The 21,317-nt window shown below is 74.0% G+C and carries 20 protein-coding genes; 4 read left to right on the top strand and 16 right to left on the bottom strand.

Annotated features, from left to right (window positions below; genetic code table 11):
• The first annotated feature begins 184 nt into the window (after positions 1 to 184).
• A complete protein-coding gene (locus CG747_RS06055) occupies positions 185 to 1,213 on the top strand; it encodes a hypothetical protein (protein WP_100600589.1) in 1,029 nt (342 codons plus the stop codon).
• A 43-nt stretch (positions 1,214 to 1,256) separates the two neighbouring features.
• Here CG747_RS06055 and CG747_RS06060 read toward each other — a convergent pair whose 3' ends face one another.
• Positions 1,257 to 1,817, bottom strand: coding sequence for a GbsR/MarR family transcriptional regulator (locus CG747_RS06060; protein ID WP_100600590.1), 561 nt, complete (start codon positions 1,815 to 1,817; stop codon positions 1,257 to 1,259).
• A 92-nt stretch (positions 1,818 to 1,909) separates the two neighbouring features.
• On the opposite strand from CG747_RS06060, the gene CG747_RS06065 reads away from it, so the two are divergent.
• Both CG747_RS06065 and CG747_RS06070 read left to right on the top strand, forming a co-directional pair.
• A complete protein-coding gene (locus tag CG747_RS06065) occupies positions 1,910 to 2,887 on the top strand; it encodes an ABC transporter ATP-binding protein (protein ID WP_100600591.1) in 978 nt (325 codons plus the stop codon).
• A complete protein-coding gene (locus tag CG747_RS06070; protein WP_100600592.1) occupies positions 2,884 to 4,542 on the top strand; it encodes an ABC transporter permease in 1,659 nt (552 codons plus the stop codon). Before CG747_RS06065 ends, CG747_RS06070 begins: the two co-directional genes overlap by 4 nt.
• A 110-nt stretch (positions 4,543 to 4,652) precedes the next feature.
• Here CG747_RS06070 and CG747_RS06075 read toward each other — a convergent pair whose 3' ends face one another.
• The 14 genes from CG747_RS06075 to CG747_RS06140 form a co-directional block, all read right to left on the bottom strand.
• Positions 4,653 to 5,309 (bottom strand): response regulator transcription factor, encoded by a 657-nt coding sequence (locus tag CG747_RS06075; RefSeq protein ID WP_100600593.1) that lies wholly within the window; start codon positions 5,307 to 5,309, stop codon positions 4,653 to 4,655.
• Entirely contained in the window at positions 5,306 to 6,673 is a 1,368-nt protein-coding gene (locus CG747_RS06080) for a sensor histidine kinase (protein WP_257980248.1), read from the bottom strand. Before CG747_RS06080 ends, CG747_RS06075 begins: the two co-directional genes overlap by 4 nt.
• A 68-nt stretch (positions 6,674 to 6,741) precedes the next feature.
• The gene (locus tag CG747_RS06085) at positions 6,742 to 7,554 is read right to left on the bottom strand and encodes a S9 family peptidase (RefSeq protein WP_100600594.1); all 813 of its coding nucleotides are present in this window, start codon (positions 7,552 to 7,554) and stop codon (positions 6,742 to 6,744) included.
• Positions 7,551 to 8,900, bottom strand: coding sequence for a kynureninase (locus tag CG747_RS06090; RefSeq protein WP_257980249.1), 1,350 nt, complete (start codon positions 8,898 to 8,900; stop codon positions 7,551 to 7,553). The genes CG747_RS06085 and CG747_RS06090 overlap by 4 nt, the downstream gene beginning before the upstream one ends.
• Positions 8,893 to 9,783 (bottom strand): tryptophan 2,3-dioxygenase family protein, encoded by an 891-nt coding sequence (locus CG747_RS06095; protein ID WP_100600595.1) that lies wholly within the window; start codon positions 9,781 to 9,783, stop codon positions 8,893 to 8,895. The genes CG747_RS06090 and CG747_RS06095 overlap by 8 nt, the downstream gene beginning before the upstream one ends.
• Before the next feature lie 201 nt (positions 9,784 to 9,984).
• A complete protein-coding gene (locus tag CG747_RS06100) occupies positions 9,985 to 10,398 on the bottom strand; it encodes a DUF3151 domain-containing protein (protein ID WP_100600596.1) in 414 nt (137 codons plus the stop codon).
• 171 nt (positions 10,399 to 10,569) lie between these two features.
• Complete coding sequence (locus CG747_RS06105; RefSeq protein ID WP_100600597.1) at positions 10,570 to 12,135, bottom strand: MFS transporter; 1,566 nt, start codon at positions 12,133 to 12,135, stop codon at positions 10,570 to 10,572.
• 127 nt (positions 12,136 to 12,262) lie between these two features.
• Positions 12,263 to 13,285 (bottom strand): class II fructose-bisphosphate aldolase, encoded by a 1,023-nt coding sequence (gene fbaA / locus CG747_RS06110; protein WP_100600598.1) that lies wholly within the window; start codon positions 13,283 to 13,285, stop codon positions 12,263 to 12,265.
• Positions 13,286 to 13,535: 250 nt separating this feature from the next.
• Positions 13,536 to 14,078 carry an orotate phosphoribosyltransferase gene (gene pyrE, locus CG747_RS06115; RefSeq protein ID WP_100600599.1) on the bottom strand — a complete coding sequence of 181 codons (543 nt, stop codon included), beginning with the start codon at positions 14,076 to 14,078 and terminating at the stop codon, positions 13,536 to 13,538.
• Positions 14,079 to 14,131: 53 nt separating this feature from the next.
• Entirely contained in the window at positions 14,132 to 14,977 is an 846-nt protein-coding gene (locus CG747_RS06120) for an aldose epimerase (protein WP_100600600.1), read from the bottom strand.
• Positions 14,978 to 15,071: 94 nt separating this feature from the next.
• Positions 15,072 to 16,019 (bottom strand): SRPBCC domain-containing protein, encoded by a 948-nt coding sequence (locus CG747_RS06125; RefSeq protein WP_180985410.1) that lies wholly within the window; start codon positions 16,017 to 16,019, stop codon positions 15,072 to 15,074.
• 110 nt (positions 16,020 to 16,129) lie between these two features.
• Entirely contained in the window at positions 16,130 to 17,827 is a 1,698-nt protein-coding gene (locus tag CG747_RS06130) for a polyamine aminopropyltransferase (protein ID WP_100600602.1), read from the bottom strand.
• A gap of 133 nt (positions 17,828 to 17,960) precedes the next feature.
• Positions 17,961 to 18,479: a DUF2617 family protein gene (locus CG747_RS06135; protein ID WP_100600603.1), complete on the bottom strand. Its 519-nt coding sequence runs from the start codon at positions 18,477 to 18,479 to the stop codon at positions 17,961 to 17,963.
• Between the two features lie 452 nt (positions 18,480 to 18,931).
• The gene (locus CG747_RS06140) at positions 18,932 to 19,285 is read right to left on the bottom strand and encodes a hypothetical protein (protein ID WP_100600604.1); all 354 of its coding nucleotides are present in this window, start codon (positions 19,283 to 19,285) and stop codon (positions 18,932 to 18,934) included.
• Positions 19,286 to 19,485: 200 nt separating this feature from the next.
• Here CG747_RS06140 and CG747_RS06145 point away from each other — a divergent pair, with 200 nt between their 5' ends.
• Entirely contained in the window at positions 19,486 to 20,679 is a 1,194-nt protein-coding gene (locus tag CG747_RS06145) for a pyridoxal phosphate-dependent aminotransferase (protein WP_100600605.1), read from the top strand.
• An 87-nt stretch (positions 20,680 to 20,766) separates the two neighbouring features.
• On the opposite strand, the gene CG747_RS06150 is transcribed toward CG747_RS06145, so the two are convergent.
• Positions 20,767 to 21,303, bottom strand: a complete 537-nt coding sequence (locus tag CG747_RS06150; RefSeq protein ID WP_180985411.1) for a YbjN domain-containing protein — start codon at positions 21,301 to 21,303, stop codon at positions 20,767 to 20,769.
• Positions 21,304 to 21,317 lie beyond the last annotated feature (14 nt).

Here is a 21,317-nt window from a genome sequence, read left to right on the forward strand (position 1 = left end):
GCCCGCGTGTTCACGCGTACGTCGTCGCCGGAGCCGTCGGACCGGTGCCCCGGAATAGACGAAGCCCCTGGCGCAATAGCGCAAGGGGCTCTTGCACCGAGATGCTACCTGAGGAAGGACCGAGGTGTCGGCGCAGTCTTCTGGGCACTCTCCCGCGGACCCCGTTCGGGGGTGCCCCCTGCTTGTGGTCATCGACCCGATCGCCCGCAGGACGGACGGCGAGTCCGTGCGGATCGCGAAGGACGTCCTGTGTGCCGGCGCAGGGGCGAAGATCTGCCTCCCGGAGGGGCCGGAGGAGTTCGCCCAGGCACTGGCCCGGCGCGGCCGGCGCCGCCCGGTGGTGATCGGCGACGACCGGGCGCTGCTGCGGGCGGTGGCCCTGCTCCACAAGGAGCGCGAGCTGGCCGGGGTGCCGCTGTCGATGGTCCCGGTGGGCCCACCGGAAACGGTCGCGCTGAGCCGGACGCTGGGCGTGCCCACGGACGCGGTGGCCGCCGCGCGGACCGTCCTGGACGGCGGGGAGCGGCCGATGGACCTGCTCACCGACGACAGCGACGGCATCGTGCTGGGCGGGCTGCGGATCCCGTGCGGTGACATGGCCGGGGCGCTGCCGGAGTACGGGGCGTACGGCGGTTCCGGGGAGCGCGGCGGGCGCGCCGTCGGCGGGGCGCGGGGGGCCGCCGATCAGCCGGAGCGGGCCGCGGCCCCCGGGGACGCGGGGCCCGGCACGGCGGATCCGGCGAGCGGGCACCGGCCCTGGTGGAAGCCGGCGGCGCGCACCGCCCGTACGGCGCTGTCGCTGCTGGCCACGCCCGCGGCCGGGCGGTGGGGCGCGCCGCGGCCGGGCGCGGCCGAGGTCGGCGGGGGCCGGCGCGGGCGGGTGCCCGCGCAGCGGCTGCGGCTGCGGGTCGAGGCCGACGGGGCGCTGCTGGCGGATCTGGACCGGCCGGTGCGCGGGGTGTCGGTGGTGCCGTGCGCCGGGGACGACGGCGTCGGCGCCGATGGCCCGGTGGGGCGGCCCGGCGGGCTGGTCGAGGTGGTCGTGCACTGGGCGGGCGGGGAGCGGCCCGTCCGGGTCCGGGCGCGGGCGGTGACGGTGTCCGGGGCGGACTTCCACTACCGGGCGGACGTGCTCGTCGGCGGGCCGGTGCGGACCCGGACCTGGACGGTGCAGCCGGGGGCCTGGCGGCTGCAGCTGCCCCGGCAGGGGTGAGCCGGGGCCTTCGGGCCCCGGCCGGGTCGGCGGGGTCCGTGGGTCAGCGGCGCGGGGCCGGGTCGGTCTCCCGGGCCGCCGGGCCGGACTCGTCGTCCGTGCGGAGCTTTTCGAGGTGGTCGCGCCAGCGGTCCATCATGGCCACGAGCTCCTGCTGCATGAACTCCGTGAAGGCCAGCGTCTCGCCGAGTCGGCGGCCGGCGGCGCTGTCCCGGCCGAGGCTCTCCACGCCCTCGCGCAGCACGTCCTCCCAGCGGGTCAGGACGCTGTCCCGGCGGGTCAGGGCCTCGTACCACTGATCGCTGTGGACGCGGTAGCGGTCGCGGCGGGAGCCGGGCTCGCGCTCCCGGCTGACCATGCCGACCTGCGAGAGGTAGCGGATCGCGCCGGAGACGGCCGCCGGGCTGACCTGGAGCCGCTCGCCCAGCTCGGCGGAGGTCAGGACGCCGGAGTCGGACGCCAGCAGGCAGGAGAAGATCCGGGCCGGCATCCGCTGCATCCCCGCGTCGACCATCTGCGCCGCGAACCGCTCGACGAACGTCAGGACCGCCTCGTCGTCGCGGGCCGCCCCACGGCCCGTGTCCTGCTGTCGCTGCTCGCTCATCCCCGCATCATCTCCCCTGTTCAGAGCCGTCCCTCAACTTTATACGGTTTCTTAACTTCACAAATTTATGAAACCAGCGTACCTTCGGAACCATGACGAAGGCGTTCTCCCCCGTCCCCGCAATCCGGGTGGCCGGCCTCCACAAGTCCTTCGGCCGGACCCACGCGCTCACCGGCCTCGACCTCCGCGTCGAGGCCGGTGAGGTGCACGGCTTCCTCGGGCCCAACGGCGCCGGGAAGTCCACCACCATCCGGGTCCTGCTCGGCCTGCTGCGCGCCGACCGCGGCACCACGCAGGTCCTCGGCAAGGACCCCTGGCAGGCCGCCGTCGAGATCCACCGCCGCGTCGCCTACGTCCCCGGCGACGTCACCCTGTGGCGCAACCTCTCCGGCGGCGAGGTCATCGACCTCTACGGACGGCTCCGCGGCGGACTGGACCCCGCCCGGCGGGACGAACTGCTGGAGCGCTTCGAGCTCGACCCCACGAAGAAGGGGCGCACCTACTCCAAGGGCAACCGCCAGAAGGTCGCGCTGGTCGCCGCCTTCGCCTCCGACGTCGATCTGCTGATCCTCGACGAGCCGACCTCCGGACTGGACCCGCTGATGGAGGAGGTCTTCCAGAGCTGCGTCGCCGAGGAGCGCGACCGGGGCCGCACGGTCCTGCTCTCCAGCCACGTGCTGTCCGAGGTCGAGGCGCTCTGCGACCGCGTCAGCATCATCCGCAAGGGCCGCACCGTCGAATCCGGCTCCCTGGGGGAGCTGCGCCACCTGACCCGGACGGCCGTGGTCGCCGAGCTGGCCGGCCCGCCCGCCGGACTCGACGGGCTGCCCGGCGTCCACGGCCTCACCGTCCAGCCGCTCCAGGGCGGCCCGGCCTGCCGCGTCCGGCTCCAGGCCGACACCGACCGGCTCGGCGCGGTGCTCGGCCCGCTCGGCGCGGCCGGCCTGCGCAGCCTCACCAGCACCCCGCCCACCCTGGAGGAGCTCTTCCTCCGCCACTACCAGGACGACCTCCGCCCCGACGCCCGCCGCCGGGACGGCGTCCGGACCGAAGGGGCGGTCTCCCGATGAGCACCCTGGCCGCACCGGCCGCCGCCCGCCCCGCCGGTCCGCGCCACCTGGCCGGCACCGGCACCCTGCTGCGCCTGGCGCTGCGCCGCGACCGGCTGATGATCCCGGTCTGGGTACTGGCCCTCGGGCTGTCCGTGGCCGCCACGGGTTCGTCCTTCGCCTCGCTCTACGGCACCGCCGCCGAACGCGCCCGGCTGGCCGCGTCGATGAACGCCAACGGCTCGCTGCGCGCCCTGTACGGACCGGTCTTCGACGACTCCCTGGGCGGGCTGGTCGCCTGGCGGATGGCCGGGTTCGGGGCGGTGCTGGCGGCCGTGATGAGCCTGCTGATCGTCGTCCGGCACACTCGCGAGGAGGAGGAGACCGGCCGTCAGGAGCTGCTCTCCGCCGCCATGGTGGGCCGGCGGGCGCCGCTGACCGCGGCCCTGCTGGCCGCCCTGATCGCCGATGCGGGGGTCGCCGTGCTGACCGCCGCCGGGCTCGCCGCCGCCGGCCGGCCGGTGGGCGGATCGCTCGCGCTGGGCCTCGCGATCGGCGGCACCGGCCTGCTCTTCGCCGCCCTGGCCGCGATCGCCGCCCAATTCACCGAGAGCGCCCGGCTGGCCAAGGGGCTGACCGGCGCGGCCCTGGGCGCCGCCTTCGCACTGCGCGCCGCCGGCGACGCGTCCGACGGGAGCGGCGCGCCCGGGAGCGGCGCCGGTTCCGCGCTCACCTGGCTCTCCCCCGTCGGCTGGGCGCAGAACCTCCGCGCCTTCGCCGGCGAGCGCTGGTGGGTGGTCCTGCTGTTCGCCGCCGCGACCGCACTGGCGACCGCGGCGGCGTACGCCCTGACCGCCCGCCGCGACCTGGGGATGAGTTTCCTGCCGGCCCGCCCCGGCCCGGCCCGCGCACCCCGCTCGCTCGGCGGCCCCGCCGGCCTGGCCTGGCGGCTCCAGCGGACCACCCTGGCGGGCTGGACGGCCGGGTTCGCGCTCGCCGGGGCGGTGTTCGGCGGGATCGCCAAGGGCGCCGCGAGCATGGTCGGCGGCAATCGGCAGACCCGGGAGATCTTCGAGCGGCTCGGCGGGCAGCAGTCCCTGACCGACGCCTTCCTGGCCTCGATGACCGGCATGCTCGGCATGGTCGCCGCGCTCTACGCCGTGGGGGCGGTGCTCAGGATGCGCACCGAGGAGACCGGCGGCCGCGCGGAACCGGTCCTGGCGGGCGCGGTGGGCCGGCTCCGCTGGGCGGGCGGCCACCTGGTCGTCGCGCTGGTGGGCACGGCCGTGGTGCTGGCCGCCGGCGGTCTGACGCTGGGGATCACCTACGGCGCCTCGGTCGGCGATGTGGCCGGCGGCACCGGCCGGGTGCTGACCGCCGCGCTCGCCCAGGTCCCGGCGGTGTGGACGCTCGCCGCGGTGGCGATGGCCGTCCTCGGCCTGCTGCCCGGGGCGAGCGGTGCGGTCTGGGCGCTGACCGGCGGCTGCCTCGCCCTCGGCTGGCTCGGCCCGGTGCTGCGGCTCCCCCGGTGGGCGATGGACCTCTCGCCGTACGGGCACCTGCCCAAGCTGCCCGGCGGGGCGGCGACGGCCGCGCCGTTCCTCTGGCTGACGGCCCTGACGGTGGTGCTGATATCCGCCGGTCTCGCCGGACTCCGGCGGCGCGACATCGGCTGATCCTTCGGTCGTGCGCCGCCGGAGCCGCAGCGGACTCCGGCGGCGCACTCCGCTCGGCGCGCGACGTTGTCCACAGGGTGTGGACAACCGGGGGCTGATGGCGCCGCGGGTCAGCCGCCCGGCGTCACCAGCCGCGCCTCGTAGGCGAAGACCGCCGCCTGGGTGCGGTCGCGCAGCCCCAGCTTCACCAGGATCCGGCTGACGTGGGTCTTCACCGTCGACTCGGCGACGACGAGATGGGCGGCGATCTCACCGTTGGACAGCCCCTGGGCCACCAGCACCAGGACCTCGGTCTCCCGTTCCGTCAGGTCGCCGATCCGCTCCTGGGCCGGGGCGCGCGGCGAGCCCAGCCGGGAGAACTCGTTGATCAGGCGCTTGGTGACGGTGGGGGCGAGCAGCGCCTCACCGGCGGCGACGATCCGCACGCCCTCGGCGAGCTGGCCGGCCGAGGCGTCCTTGAGCAGGAAGCCGCTGGCCCCGGCCCGCAGCGCCTGGTAGACGTACTCGTCCAGGTCGAAGGTGGTCAGCACCAGCACCTTGGCGTCCGCGTCGGCGGCGACGATCTCGCGGGTCGCCTCCAGGCCGTTCATCTCCGGCATCCGGATGTCCATCAGGACCACGTCCGGCTTGAGGAGCGCGACCTTCTGCACCGCTTGCCGGCCGTCGACGGCCTCCCCGACCACCTCGATGTCCGGCATGGCGTTGAGCAGCACGGAGAAGCCCTCGCGGACCATCACCTGATCGTCGACGATCAACACCCGGATCATGCTGCGCTCCTCCCTTGTGCGGTGTCCCCCGCCGTGTTCGCCACCGGGAGGAAGGCCGCGACCTCGAAGCCGCCGTCCGCGGTGCGGTCGGCCGTCATCTCACCACCGAGCATCTGCACCCGCTCCCGCATGCCGAGCAGCCCGTGGCCGGCGCCCGGCGACGGCTTGGCGAGCCGGCTCGGGGGACCGTTGACGATCCGCAGCCCGATCCCGCCCAGGACGTAGGAGATCTCCACCTGCGCGTCCGCCCCCGGCGAGTGCCGCAGCGCGTTGCTCAGCGCCTCCTGCACGATCCGGTACGCGGACAGTTCCACGCCCTGCGGCAGCGGCCGGACGGATCCGGTGATCACCGACTCGACGGTCAGCCCGGCGCCCCGGACGCTCTCCATGAGCGCGTCGAGGCTGGCCAGGGTCGGCTGCGGGGCCTCCGGATCACGTTCGGCGAACGCCTCGGGGTCCTCGGAGCGGACCACGCCGAGGATGCGGCGGAGTTCGGTGAGTGCGGCGACGGCGTTCTCCCGGATGGTGGCGAAGGACTTGGCGAGCTCGGGCGGCGTATCGGCGACCCGGTAGGGCGCCGCCTCGGCCTGGATGGCGATCACCGACATATGGTGCGCCACCACGTCGTGCAGTTCCCGGGCGATCAGCGCGCGCTCCTCCAGCAGGGTGCGGCGGGACCGCTCCTCGGCGGTGACGCTGCGGGTCACCACGACCTGCCGGCGCTCCTCCCGCCAGGCCCGGACCGCGGCGGCGGAGACCAGTACGACCCCGGAGAAGAACGCCACCGGCGGCATGTCGCTCAGCCCGCCGACGCCGGCGAGCACCGCCACCACCGTCCCCAGCCCGAAGGTGACCACCCACATCTCCACCGCCAGCCGCGGCCGGGTGCGCAGCACCACCAGCGCCATCACGATGAGGTGGACGACGAAGGCGCTGCCCCAGACAGAGGCATAGGGCGAGAGGAACCGGACGCCGACCGTTTCCACGGCGAACGCCAGTACCGACAGCCAGAAGGCGCCCACCGGCCGGAAGAGGACGAGCACCGGCGGCACCGCCATCAGCAGCGCGAGCATGACGTCGAGCATCTGGCGCGCCGAGCTGCCGCCGTTCCCAGGGCCGGCGGACCCCAGGAAGACGCAGGCCGAGAGGAAGGCGACGGCGGAGTGGGGGAGCCAGCGGGCCAACCGCCCGGCCCGGGCGGGCAGCCACGGCAGCCACCGGGAGAGCTTGGCGTCGTCCACCGGCGGCAGCGGGCGGAAGGCGAAGGCACCGACGAACAGGTCCTGGCGCAAGGTGTGCAGCACGCCGTGGACTATCCGCGCCTCCGAGCGCAGGTGGCCCTGCGTCTGGGTCGTCTCGTTCACGCACACCACGGTAAACAGCGACGGCCCCTCCGGGCGTCCTCACCGAAGGGGATCTGCGGGCGTCCGTCTCAAGTACTACGCGGCGCGGCGGGGTGCGTACCGGGCGGTTCCCCGGGCGCCGGTCCGCCGTCCCTCAGCAGCCCCAGCAGGGTGCGGAAGGCCCCGGTGCCGGGTGTCAGTGCCGCGTAATGGCCGGTGCCGGGCAGTTCGTGCAGCGCGGTGGCGGGGTGGGCGGCGGCGTAGCGGCGGGAGAGGTCCGGCGGGACGTCGGGGTCGTCGGTGCCGTGCAGGAGCGTGACGGGGACGCCGGCGGACGGCCGGCGGACCGGGTCGGCGGCGGCCAGCCGGCCGGCGAAGCCGGGCCCGGTGCCGAGCAGCTCCGCGACCGCGCCGTCGCTGAGGCCCAGCGCGTGGGCGCGCGCCAGGTCGGCGACGGGGGCCACCGCGACGACCCGGGTCACCGGCGTGCCGGGGCGGGTGGCGGCGAGCAGCGCGAGGTGGCCGCCCGCGGAGTGCCCGACGAGCACCACCTCGCGGGGCGGGTCCGCGGGACCCGCCCCGGCCGCGGCCGCCGCTTCGACGGCCGCCGGAACGTCCTCGAACGTCTGGGGCGCGCCGCCGCCCGCGCCGACCCGGCGGTACTCGACGAGCGCGACCGGCAGGCCGTGCCGGGCCAGCTCCGCCGCGCACGGCGAGAGGTGGCGCCGGTCGTACGCGGCCCGCCAGAACCCGCCGTGCAGCAGGACGACGAGGGGCCCGGTCCCCGGCCACCGCCCGTACAGGTCCACGACCTGGTCGGGGTGCGGGCCGTAGGGGACCGTGCGGTCCGGCGCCACCGGGGCGAGCCCCAGCAGCGCCGCCTCCTCGTCCGCCGCACTCACCCGGCGGCGCCGTCCGCCGCGGCTCCCGCGCCCGGCCCCGCCGGGTCCGGCGCCGACTCCGCCGCGGCCTGCTCCCGCAGGACCTCGCCGAGCACCCACGCCGCCCGCTCCGCGTCCGCGAAGGTGGTGTACAGCGGGGTGAAGCCGAAGCGCAGCACGTCGGGGTGGCGGAAGTCGCCGACCACTCCGCGCCGGATCAGCTCCGCCATGACCGTGCCGGCCAGCGGGGTGCCGCCCGGCTCGACCGCCGCGGAGCGCTTGCGGGAACAGGCCAGCGACACCTGGCTGCCGCGCCGCCGGTGCTCCTCCGGGGTGACCGAGCGGACCCACCCGGGCGGCGCGTACTCGGCCACGCACTCCAGGAAGAAGTCGGTCAGCGCCAGGCTCTTGGTGCGCACGTCCTCGATGGCGACGCCCTCCCACGCCTCCAACGCCGCCTCCAGGGCCAGCATCGAGAGGATGTCCGGGGTGCCGACACGGCCGCGCAGGACGCCGTCGGCCGGGGCGTAGCCGGGTTCCATGCCGAACGGGTCGGCGTGCGAGTTCCAGCCGGGCAGCGGTGACTCGAACCGCCCCTGGAGGCTCTCGCGGAGGTAGAGGTACGCGGGCGAACCCGGGCCGCCGTTGAGGTACTTGTAGGTGCAGCCCACCGCGAGGTCCACCCCGCAGGCGTCCAGCGCGACCGGCAGCGCCCCGGCACTGTGGCACAGGTCCCAGACCGCCAGCGCGCCCGCGGTGTGCAGCGCGGCGGTGATCTGGGCCATGTCGTTGAGCTCGCCGGTGCGGTAGTCGACGTGGTTGACCAGCGCCAACGCGGTCCGCTCGGTGACCTCGTCGGCGATCCGCGCGGGCTCCACCGGCCGGACCGCGAGACCGGCCATCCGGGCCGCGGAGCGGGCGATGTAGCCGTCGGTGGGGAAGGTCGTGGCGTCGACCAGGATCTCCGTACAGCCCTTTCCGGCCATCCGGATGCCGCCGGTCACCGCCTTGAAGACGTTGATGCTGGTGGAGTCGCCGACCACGACCTGGCCCGGGGCGGCCCCGATGAGCGGGGCGATCTTCTCGCCGATCCGCTCGGGCGCGGTCCACCAGCCGCTCTCGGTCCAGGAGCGGATGCGCAGCTCGCCCCACTCGTGGTTGATCACCTCGGCGATCCGGCCGGGCACCGACCGGGGCAGCGCGCCGAGCGAGTTGCCGTCGAGGTAGACGGTGTCGTCGAGGACGAAGCGGTCACGGGTCGCCGCCAGCGGCCCGACCGCGTCCAGTTCCGCGGCGCGGACCGCCTGCTTGCGCGTCCCGGCGGCGGTCGGACCGGGGCCCTGCGGGGTTTCGCGGCTCTCAGACATGGCTGCGCGCCGTCCACAGCTCGGGGAAGACGTTCTTGCGGGCCCGCTTCTCCAGCCAGGCGACCCCCGCTGATCCGCCGGTACCCATTTTCGCTCCCATCGCCCGTCGGGTCGCCACCAGATGGTCGTTGCGCCAGCGCCAGACCAGTTCCGCGACATCGGTCAACAGCTCGCCGAGCCGCACCAGTTCGGAGTCCTGCGGGCCGGTGAAGACCGCGGCCCAGACCTCCTCGACGGCCGGGTCCGGTTCGTGCCGCCGGGACGGGTCGCGCCGCAGGACGGCCTCCGGTATCGGATGGCCGCGGCGGGCCAGCAGCCGCAGCACCTCGTCGTACAGGCTCGGTTCCTGCAGCGCCTTCTCCAGCGCGGCATGGTCCTCCGGGTTGCCGCGGTGCGGCACCAGCATCGACGCGGACTTCTCGCCGAGCAGGAACTCCAGCCGCCGGTACATCGCGGACTGGAAGCCGCTGCCCTCGCCGAGCGCGTCGCGGTAGGCGTTGAACTGTGCCGGCGTCAGCCGGGCGAGCGGCTTCCACGCGGCGTTCAGCGCCTCCAGCTCCCACGTGGAACGGCGCAGCGCGTCCATCGCCACCGGCAGGTCGTCCCGGCGCAGCGCCTCGGCGGCGGTGTGCCACTCATGGACGATGACCGTGAACCACAGCTCCATCACCTGCGTGGTGACCAGGAAGACCATCTCGCCCGGGTCGTCGGACTGGAGCTGCTGGAGATGGGTGAGGACGCTCGCGCGGACGTAGTCCTCGTACGGGGTGGTGGTGCCGGCGCCGATGCTCAGATCAGGGCCGAACGGCGGGTCCGGCTCGGCGGCCGCAGGGTCCGGCGCGGGGGCGCGGTCCGCGGAATGGGTGGGAGACGGCTGCGACATGAGGGACTCCTCAGGTGCGAACTACCGGGTAGCGGTCCGCCCCTTCCTTGTCGGCTCGGGAGCCCCGGTCCCCTCGGGCGCGGGATGGCCCGGCCCACTGAAATCATCGGTGCTGCACCACGACCGCGCAAGGGCCGGCGGCGATCTTGCGGCCGGCCCTTGCGCCCGCCCCGGGAGACCGGGGCGGGCCGTCGCGGCGGCTCAGCTGAGCGTGTCGGCCGCGGTCGGCGAGGATTCGCGGAGGAAGCTCGCGCAGCGCTCGTACTCCTCCTGCTCGCCGATCGCCTGGGCGGCGCGGGCGAGGGCGTGCAGGGCGCGCAGGAAACCGCGGTTCGGCTCGTGCTCGAACGGCACCGGGCCGTGGCCCTTCCAGCCGGCCCGGCGCAGCGCGTCCAGACCGCGGTGGTAGCCGGTGCGGGCGTAGGCGTAGGACTCCACGACCCGGCCGCCCTCGAAGGCGTCGTCGGCGAGCTGGGCCCAGGCCAGGGAGGACGCCGGGTACTTTGCGGCGACATCGGTCGGCGCGGTGCCCGAGGCGAGCAGCGCACGGGGCTCCGGGTCGTCGGGCAGGTGGGTCGGGGGCGGTCCCCCGAGCAGGTTCTCGTGAATGGGCATGTACCCAGTCTGCCCGTTCGCTGCGCTTGGCTGCGTCCCACGTGGTCGGCTTTCCCGCCGTGGGGGTTCGCTGTTTGCGCCTGCGGCGCGGGGCTGTCGGGTGCGCCCCCTCCCGTTGTGGTGGGGATGGAAGGTGGGTGGGGGCTTGGGGGAGTGGGTCGGTGCGGGTGGTTACGGAGGTGGAGGGGGGTGGTCCGTGGTGTGTTCGCCCGGGTCCAGGGGTGGGGCGGACACGCCGCAGTGGTAGGTGCACTCGGCGTGGCAGGGCTCGGCGGTCTCGGGTTCGGTGGGGTGGAGGACGTCGCTGCGGACGGTCAGCCAGGCGATCAGGGCGCCGAGCAGCAGTACCGCGGCGCACAGGGGCATGGCGCGGTGGAAGGCCGCGGCGAACGCCGGGGCCGAGCGGTACGCCTCCGGGCCCATCCCCGCGAGGAGTGGCAGTGCGGCCACCGCCACCAGTCCGGCGGCCCGGGCCGCCGCGTTGTTGATGCCGCTGGCCAGACCGGCCCGGTCGACGTCCACCGACGCCAGCACGGTGGCGGTGAGCGGGGCGACCAGGGTCACCATTCCGGCGCCCAGCACCACCAGCGCCGGCAGCACGTCGGTGAAGTAGGACGCGCCGGGGCCCACCCGGGTCATCAGCAGCATGCCGACCGCGCAGAGCACCGGGCCGACGGTGAGCGGGATCCGCGGTCCGATCCGCTGGCCCAGTTCGCCGGAGCGGGCCGACAGCAGCAGCATCAGCACGGTCGTGGGCAGCAGCGCGGTGCCGGCCTGGAGCGCCGAGTAGCCGGCGACGACCTGGAGCTGGAGCACGGAGAGGAAGAAGAACCCGCCGAACGCGGCGTAGACGCACACCGTCACCGCGTTGACGGCGCTGAACTGGCGGATCGCGAAGATCTTCGGCGGCAGCATCGGGTCGGCCCGCCGCCGCTCGACATGGAGGAAGACCACCCCGAGCAGCACCCCGGCCACCGCGGGCACGATCACCCCGGGTGCGAGGCCCCGCCCCGGTGCCGCGATCAGCGCGTAGGTGACCCCGGCCAGTGCCAGCGCGCCCAGGACCGCCCCGGCCACGTCGAAGCCGTGCACCCCGCCCGCCCCCCGTTCGCGGGTCTCGGGGACGTGCCGCAGCGCGATCGGCACGCAGGCCGCCGCCACCGGCACGTTCAGGAAGAACACCCAGCGCCACCCGGGGCCGTCCACCAGCCAGCCGCCGACGAACGGGCCGATCGCCGCGGCCACCCCGCCCAGACCCGACCAGGCGCCGACCGCCCGGGCCCGGTCGTCGGGGTGGAACACCGCCTGGATCAGCGCCAGCGAGCCGGGGGTGAGCAGCGCCCCGCCGACGCCCTGGAGCGCACGGGCGGTGATCAGCATCCCGGGGCCCGGCGCCAGCCCGCACAGCAGCGAGGCCACCGCGAACCACACCACGCCGATCACGAACACCCGGCGCCGGCCGAACCGGTCGCCCAGCGCCCCGCCCAGCAGGATCAGCGCGGAGAGCGTGAGCATGTAGGCGGTGACGGTCCACTGGAGCACCGCCAGGTCCGCGTCGAGGTCCGCGCCGATCCTCGGCAGCGCGACATTGACGACCGTGCTGTCCAGCATCGCCATGCCCGAGCCGAGGACGGTGGTGGTCAGCACCCAGCGGCCCTGCGACGAGGCCAGCCGGACCCGGCCCGGCGCGCTGCCGGACACCGCCCCGCCCGGCTCACTCCTGGCCGGATCATCCATACGGTGAGCATGCCCCGTTCCGCGGCCGCCCGCTCCCCGATCGGCGACGACGGCGAACCGGACGCCGAAGGGCCCCGCGACCGGTACGGCTGCGGGGCCCTTCGGAAGCCGCCGAGCGGCCCGGTGCCTACTTGAGCCGGGTGCCCGTGGAGCGCAGGTTGGCGCACGCCTCGGTGACCCGCTTGGCCATGCCGGCCTCGGCCAGCTTGCCCCAGCTGCGCGGGTCGTAGGTCTTCTTGTCGCCGACCTCGCCGTCGACCTTCAGCACACCGTCGTAGTTGCGGAACATGTGGTCCGCGACCGGGCGGGTGAAGGCGTACTGGGTGTCGGTGTCGAGGTTCATCTTGACCACGCCGTTCTCCAGCGCGGTGGCGATCTCCTCCTCGGTGGAGCCGGAGCCGCCGTGGAAGACGAAGTCGAACGGGGCGGCCTTGCCGTACTTGGCGCCGACGCCCTGCTGGAGGTCCTTCAGCAGTTCGGGGCGGAGCACGACGTTGCCCGGCTTGTAGACGCCGTGGACGTTGCCGAAGGAGGCGGCGAGCAGGTAGCGGCCCTGCTCACCCAGGCCCAGTGCCTCGGCGGTGCGCAGCGCGTCCTCGACCGTGGTGTAGAGCTCGTCGTTGATCTCGTGGGTGACGCCGTCCTCCTCGCCACCGGTCGGGGTGATCTCGACCTCAAGGATGATCTTGGCGGCGGCGGCGCGGGGCAGCAGCTCCTGGGCGATGGCCAGGTTGTCGGCGAGGGTCTCGGCCGAGCCGTCCCACATGTGCGACTGGAAGAGCGGGTTGCGGCCGGCCTTGACGCGCTCCTCGGAGACCGCGATCAGCGGGCGGACGTAGCCGTCCAGCTTATCCTTGGGGCAGTGGTCGGTGTGCAGGGCGACGTTGACGCCGTACTTCTCGGCGACCACGTGCGCGAACTCGGCGAGCGCCACCGCACCGGTGACCATGTCCTTGTTGTACTGACCGCCCAGGAACTCCGCACCACCGGTGGAGATCTGGATGATGCCGTCGCTCTCAGCCTCGGCGAAACCGCGCAGCGCCGCGTGCAGCGTCTGCGTGGACGTCACGTTGATGGCCGGGTAGGCGAACTTGCCTGCCTTCGCCCGGTCCAGCATCTCGTTGTAGACCTCAGGGGTTGCGATGGGCATCTGTCCGCTCCTTGTGTGTGCGGGGTGTGCGTTCTTGGCCCTGACCAGGGGGCGACGACTTCGCCGTGGCACATCCTCCCAGACTCACTGGATTGCTCCACATCGCCCGTACGGCCGCTGCCCGCGAAGAGCGCACGGTTTCACGTGAAACCGGGCCCGGTGTTTCACGGGAAAACCTGCCCCAGGTTTCACGTGAAACACCGAGCCCGGGACAACGCCGCAGGTCAGTGAGAACGACCCGATCGGGTCGTCAGCTCAGGCCGAGATCGTCGAGCTGGTAGCCGGTGAGGTACCGCAGCCCGGCGTCGGCGATGGCCGAACCGGCACCCCGGTCGACGATCGTCGCAACCGCAACCACCTCGGCGCCGGCCTCCCGCGCCGCCTCGACGGCGGTCAGCGGCGAGCCACCGGTGGTGGAGGTGTCCTCGACGATCAGGACGCGGCGGCCCGTGATGTCCGGGCCCTCGATCCGGCGCTGCATGCCGTGGGCCTTCTGCGCCTTGCGGACGACGAAGGCGTCCAGCCGGCGGCCGCGGGCGGCGGCGGCGTGCAGCATCGACGTGGCCACCGGGTCGGCGCCGAGCGTCAGCCCGCCGACCGCGTCGAAGTCCAGGTCCGCGGTGAGGTCGAGCATCAGCTGACCGACCAGCGGCGCCGCCTCGCTGTCGAGGGTGATCCGGCGCAGGTCGATGTAGTAGTCGGCTTCCTTGCCGGAGGAGAGCGTCACCTTGCCGTGCACCACGGCCTTGTCCTTGATCTGCTGCAGCAGCTCGCCGCGCACGTCGTCAGTCATGCGCACGAGCTTAGGGCCTGCTCCAAGACAGCCCTCACCACGGCGTCCGCCGGCTACAGGGCGCGCCAGCTCCAGGTCGTCGAGACCTCCAGCGGGTCGATCGGGGTGACCAGGCGGGGGGCGGTGTTCAGACCGTTCGGCGGGCCGGACTGCGGCTCGACGCAGACCGCCTCCTGCTGCTCGTCGTAGACCACGACCCATTCGGCGCGGCTGGCGACCGTCAGCTGGAGCCGTCCCGGCCAGGTGAGCGTCACCTCGACGCCGCGCGGCATGCCGAAGCAGTCGTCCCACGGTCCGGGCCGCGGCGTGATCCGGCGGCCGGTCGGGAGGTGGTCCGGCCCCCGCTCCTCCTGCCACTCGGGGTTGAAGTCGATCCGTACGTCCTCGCCCTCGCCGAGGTTGCGCAGGAACCACGGGTGCCAGCCGGCCTGCGCCGGGAAGGAGTCGCCGACCGCCTCGACGCCCATGGTGAGCGTGAGCGAACCGCCGTCCTCGGCCAGTTCGACGAGCTGGGTGACGGTCCCCGGGTAGGGCCAGGGGGCCGCGGGGTCGGTCAGCTCGTAGGTGAAGGCCGCCGCGGTGCCGCTGGTCCGCGCGGTGCGCCAGCGGAGGTCGCGGCCGGTGCCGTGGATGGCGTGCGGCGGCGAGTTGACCGGCATCTGGTGGAGTTCGCCGCCGTTGCGGAACCGCCCGTGGTCGATCCGGCCGCACCACGGGACCATCGGGAAACAGCCGTACTTAGCGCCCTGCCGCAGCAGTTCCGTGCCGCCGACGCGCAGGCTGCCGAGCCGGCAGCCGTGGTCCGGGTGAACGGTCAGTTCGGTGTCCCCGGCGGACAGCCGTACGCCGTCCGCGCCGCGCTGCCGCGCCGCGCTCTGCGTGGTGTTCTCGGTACTCACGGAAGCGACCCTAACGGTGCGACGGCCCGCACGCCGGGACCCGGGCGCCCGGCGGACCGCGCCGGTGCCCCGGCCGCGCCCGCGGGCCGCCCGGTCACCGGCGTCGCCGCAGCACCCGCCCGACCACCACCGCCGAGGCCAGCACCACCGCGGCGGCGGGCGCCGCCCAGCGCAGCGGCACCGAACTCCCGCCGGGCTCCGGCGCCGGCACCGGCGCGTACCGGCCGCGCGGCGGAGCGTGGTCGACCTCCTCCGCGCTGCGCCCGATCATCGTCCGACGGGCGTGCGCGGCCTCCGCCGGCACCACCCCGGGCACCTCCTCCGGACCGCCCAGGGCACCGAGCCCGTCCTCGTCCTCGTCGTCGGCGTCGGCATCGAAGGGAGCCACCTCGGGGACGTCGTCCGCCGCGAGCTCGGCCGGCTCGTCGGGGTCCGCCACCACGCTGACGTCGTCCTCCGCGTCACTGAGCGGATCGAGCGACGGAGGCGGCACCTCGGTGTCGAAGACGCTCTGCGGCACCGGCCCGGGGGCCTCCTCCGACGCCTCCGCGACCGGCCGGTCCGTCAGATCCGCCGCGAGGTTCTCCGCGAAGCGGTCCAGCAGCCGCCGCCCGGCGGTCGCCACCGACTGGTCGTCGGCGGCGGCCAGCCGGCCCTCGCTGCGCACCGTGCCGGCGCACACCAAGGTCGTGCCGGGGCCGGGCTCGGAGGCCGGGGCGAGCCGCACGGTCAGCGTCAGCGTCACGGTCCCGTCGCCCCGGGTCTCGGTGCCGCTCGCCTCGACGGTCACCGGGGCGGCCTCGTCGCCGGTCGCCGGGGAGCCGTCCCCCGGGCCGTCGGCCGAGCCGCCGGCGACGGTCAGCGTGCCGCGGTAGGTGATGGTGGAGCCTCCGACGCGCAGCCGCAGCCGCCCCTCGGGGCGGTTCGGGGCCGCATCGGCGTCGAGTTGGACTCCTGGGACACAGCGCGCCACGCGCTCCGGTTCGGTGAGCGCCTGCCGCACGGTCCCGACGGGAAACGGAACGTACACCTCATGCTCCATGGCATGGGAGCCTACCCAGCACCCGCGGCGCCCGTGCCCGCCGCGGCGGGAACTTTTCACCGGCGGTCCCGGACCGCACCGCACCCCGGCGCGGTGGGCGCCGCCCCCGCTCACCGGAGATACCGGGGATGCATCAGCGTCGAGGGCGGCAGCCCGGGGATCCACTCCCGCATCTGCCGCCGCCAGCCGGCCCGCAGCTCGCTCAGGGGGACGACGGTGGGCGGGGCGTCCGGGGCGGTGCCGAGCCGCGGCGGTCGCCGGGCGGCCAGGACGAAGCCCCAGTACCGCTCCCCGTCCGACGGGGGGACCTGTGCGACCGAACGGTCTGGGCCGCCGGAGAAGTCCGCCCACCGGCCGGGGATCCGGTACGGCAGGGTCGCCAGGCCCGTCGAGCGCAGCGTCGCCACCACCGTCCAGTACGTCCGCGACCGGGTGCGCAGCGGCCCGGTGTGCACCACCAGCCGGCCGTCGGCGGCCAGCACCCGCGCGGTGAGGCCGTAGAACTCCTGGGAGTACAGCTTGGTGCTGGCGGTGATCCCGGGGTCGGGGAGGTCGGAGACGATCACGTCGTAGGGCGCCGGCCGCCGGCCGCCCGAAGGGCCTTGCCGGCGCAGCCAGTCGAAGGCGTCGGAGGCGACCACCCGCACCCGGGGATCGCTGAACGCGTGCTGGTTGAGGGCGGACAGCCCCGGGTCGGTGCGCGCCAGCCGCGCCACCTCGGGGTCGATCTCGACGACCGTCACCGACCGGACCGTGCGGTAGCGCAGCAGCTCGCGCACGGCCAGGCCGTCGCCGCCGCCCAGGACCAGCACCCGGCCGTGCGGACCGCCGGACATCACGGGGCCGACCAGGGCCTGGTGGTAGACGCGTTCGTTCTCCGAGCTGACCTTCAGCCGTCCGTCGAGGAACAGCTCCAGCGGTCTGCCGGAACCTTTCCTCCCCCGTCCGGAGGCGGCTCCGCCGTCGTGCGCACCGCCCACGCCGCCGCTCAGCACCACCTCCTGGACGCCGGTCTGCTCGGCGACCCGGGCCTGCGCCCCGTACACCGCCCGGCGGGCGGCCTGCTCGAACGGCCCGGCCAGCGCGATCCCCGCGCCCAGCAGCGCGAGCACCAGGGCGTTGACGCCGAACAGCGCCCAGCGGGCCCGGGTGGTCAGATCGCGGCCGAAGAGCCACAGCACCAGCACCGCACCGGCGAGGAGGTTGACCGCCCCGGTGACCAGCGCCCCCGTCAACTGCCCCAAGCCGGGCAGCAGAAGGAAGGGGAAGGCCAGTCCGCCGACCAGCGCGCCGATGTAGTCCGCGGCGAACAGATCGGCCACCGCACCGCCCGCGTCCTGCCGGCGCACCCGCTGGATCAGCGTCATCAGCAGCGGTATCTCGGCGCCGATGAGCACGCCGATGCCCAGCGAGAAGCCGACGAGCGCGATCCGGGACTGGCCGAGCCAGGCGAAGCAGGCGTAGAGCGCCATCGCGGAGCCGCCGCCGACCAGCGCCAGCACCGCCTCGACCGCACCGAAACCGACCGCGGCCCGGCAGCGCAGCCGCTTGGCCAGCAGCGCCCCGACCCCCATCGCGAAGACCATGAAGGACAGCACGACCGACGCCTGGGTGACCGAATCGCCGATCAAGTAGCTGGCCAGGGCGACCAGTTCGAGCTCGTAGACCAGGCCGCAGGCCGCGCAGACGAAGACCGCGGCGAGCACCAGCAGCCGGCCGAGCCCGGACGGCACCGGCAGTCGCGCCGGCGTCAGCGTCCCCGGTGACCCGAGGGCGCCGGCGACGAGAGACTCTGGCGGGTCGATCATGACATGAACGCTACGTGACGTTCCGGTGGCTCTCGGTCACCCACACGAGTGCAGTCTGCGTGCGGTACACACCAGTTGAAACGTCCACGGAGAGGGCGCCCCGCACCCTTCCGAGCCCCGGGTGCCACCGCCGTCAGACGGCGACCGCCGCCCGCACGCCCACCCGCGTACGGGTGACCACCAGCCGCCCTTCCTGGGGATACGCGTGCCAGGTGCGCCACCGCACCTGCCCCTGCTGCCGCTGCGCCAGCATCGCGGTGAAGGCGTGCGGCGAACCGGGGAAGGTGCCGGCGAGGCCGTGCGGATGCTCGGCGACCAGCGCCAGCAACTCCTGTGCCCGGCCGGCGAACGAGCCGCGGGAGAGCGTCTCGACGTGCGCGGCGAACTCGTACTCCCAGTCGCCCAGCCGCTTGGCCACGCCGAGCGGCAGCGGCGTGCTGCTGCCCGGCATACAGGCGACGGTCTCGGAACAATTGCCGTGCTCCTCTTCGAGCAGCACCTGATGCGAAGCCCCGAGCAGTCTCAACTGCACGCGGGCGTCGTCGAGTTGGAGGTCCAGTACGGCCAGCGCCGGCAGGGGCTCCCTGCCCAGCGCCCAGGCCAGGTCGGACGCGCGGGTATCGGTGTACGCCGTTTTCAGAGTGGTGAGCATGGGTCGGCTCCGCAAGCACGCAGTGGATGGTGGGCCAGCCCGCCCGAGATGGGGATCAGGGATGAACGACTGCCTGCCGGCTCGTGCCCACGCGGGGTCCGAGAACTGGGGGATTCTCAAGGGAGAGGGAATCACGGATGGTGTGGCGCCCACAGCGTTTTTACCCATCTTCGCCCTGGTTTCCATCCCCTAGAGGGCCATGCAGTTCACCTGTTCAACACCCCATCGCACAAGGAGCGTTGAATCAATTCACGCCACCCCCCGGACGCATATGCGAGGCCGCATGAGCTGGCCGCATGTGTGCCGGCACAGGGGGCGCACGGCCGTCGCGCGACGGCCGGACGGGGCGCGGAAAGCGGCGTGCCCACGACCGCGGACGGATGCGTTCCGCAGTCGTGGGCACATGCGTGCGAGCGCCTGTCGGGGCGTCTCAGCGCCCCCTGGCGTCCCTCTCAGGAACCGCCGCCGCAGCCACCCCCGCCGCCACAGGAAGAACCCCCGCCGCAGGAGTGTCCGCCGTGATGGCCGCCCCCGCCGCCGCACGAGGAGTGGTGGGAGTGGTGGGAGTGGTGCCCGCCGCTCGAAACGGAGCCCCCGTCGCCACCGCCGGCGACCCACCAACTCCCCCCGGCGCCGCCGCTGTTGCCGACGCGACGGGACGCCTTGTACCCGTTGTACCTGCTGTACGAGCGGCTCCCCTTGCGGGAGCGGCCCCGGCTCCCCTTGCGGGAGCGGCCCCGTACGACCGCGGCCACCACCAGCAGCACGACGACCGCCAGCACCGCGAACACCCCGAATCCCGGCATCTTCGCCCCACTCTCCTTTCGTTCCCCCGAAGCGAGGCATCGCTCGGTCGGCGCCCCGTGCGCCGCCGCGGCGCCGTCCGCGCCGCAAGACCGCCCTGGCCGGCGGCCGCCCTCGTCCTTGGTTCGGGGCTGATGCCCGGCACTCCGGCGGCGCAAAGCACAGTTGAGGAACTCCAGAGGTTCGACGGAGGATGGCGCGCATGGACCGACCGCTGCTCAACCGACGCCTCGCCGCATTCGGCACCACGATCTTCGCCGAGATGTCGGCGCTCGCCCAACGCACCGGCTCCATCAACCTGGGCCAGGGCTTCCCCGACGCCGACGGCCCGGAGGAAGTCCGGGAGGCCGCGGTGCGCGCCCTCCGCGACGGCCGCGGCAACCAGTACCCACCCGGCCCCGGCATCCCCGAGCTGCGCACCGCCGTCGCGGCCCACCAGCAGCGCTTCTACGGGCACCTCGGACTGTCCTACGACCCCGACACCGAGGTCCTGGTCACCGCCGGCGCCACCGAGGCCATCGCCGCCTCGCTCCTCGCCCTCCTCGAACCGGGCGACGAGGTCATCGCGCTGGAGCCGTACTACGACTCGTACGCCGCCTGCATCGCGATGGCCGGCGGCCGCCGCGTGCCGGTGACCCTGCGCCCGTCCGCGGAGACCGGCACGTACCACCTCGACCTCGACGAGCTCCGCGACGCCATCACCGACAGCACCCGCCTCATCCTCCTCAACACACCCCACAACCCCACAGGCACCGTGCTCTCCCGTGACGAGCTCGCCGCCATCGCCGCGCTGGCCGTCGAGCACGACCTCCTCGTCGTCACCGACGAGGTCTACGAGCACCTGGTCTTCGAGGGCGAGCACCTGCCGCTGGCGTCGTTCCCCGGCATGCGCGAGCGCACCGTCACCATCGGCTCGGCCGGCAAGACCTTCTCGTTCACCGGGTGGAAGGTCGGCTGGGTCACCGCCTCCGCCGCGCTGATCACCGCGGTCCGCTCCGCCAAGCAGTTCCTCACCTACGTCTCGGCGGGCCCCTTCCAGTACGCGGTGGCCGAGGCGCTGGCCCTGCCCGACTCCTACTTCACCGGGCTCCGCGACGACCTGCGCGCCAAGCGCGACATCCTCGCCGCCGGCCTCACCGACGCCGGCTTCCAGGTCTTCCGCCCTGCCGGCACCTACTTCATCACCACCGACATCCGCCCGCTCGGCGCTGCGCTGTCCCAAGACGGGGACGGCTTCGCCTTCTGCCGCGCCCTCCCCGAGCGCGCCGGCGTCGTCGCCATCCCCAACGCCGTCTTCTACGACCACCAGGACCAGGGCGCGCCCTTCGTCCGCTTCGCCTTCTGCAAGAGCGTCGCCGTCCTGGAGGAGGCGGCGGGACGACTGAAGCGGCTGTGACCGCCGCCGCTGCCGGCCGCTGACACGACCCGGGCCCCGAACCGATGGTCGGTTCGGGGCCCGGGCAGCCGGGGCACGGACGGGGCTTCAGGCCTCGTCGTCGCCCGGCTTCTCGTCGGAGTCGCCTTCGATCTCGGCCTCCAGGCCGAGCTGCTCGACGATCCACCTGTCGAATTCGATCGAGGCACGTACCCAGCTGACCGTGCTCGACACGAAGTGCTCAAGCGAGACACCGGTGCCGACCAGCATCGATGCCTCACCGATCAGACGGACGCTGCCGTCGTCATGGGTGTGGGTGTACACCTTGGGCCAGAGCGTCCGACGGTTCCAGTCGTCGATCGCCTCCAGCAGCTTCAACTTCTCGTCGATGCCGTGGACGCGGTCGTAGAACGTGCGGACGGAGAAGATCTCCTGCTCTTCCTCACCGCGGAACATGAAGTACGTGCGGAACTGCTCCCACGGGGCGGCGAGGTCACCCTCCTCGTCGACGACGTACTTCAGCTCCATCTGCTCAAGGAGCTGCTTGACCAGGTCCTGGTCGGGGACGACGGGACCATCAGGCCCCGACGGCTGCGGTTCGGGCTGGCCCCCGAAATTCGGAATCGAGGACGGGTCGATGCTCACCGTGGAATTCCCTT

It is taken from the genome of Streptomyces sp. CB02959 (genome assembly GCF_002803155.1).
In the GTDB taxonomy this organism is placed as follows: domain Bacteria; phylum Actinomycetota; class Actinomycetes; order Streptomycetales; family Streptomycetaceae; genus Streptomyces.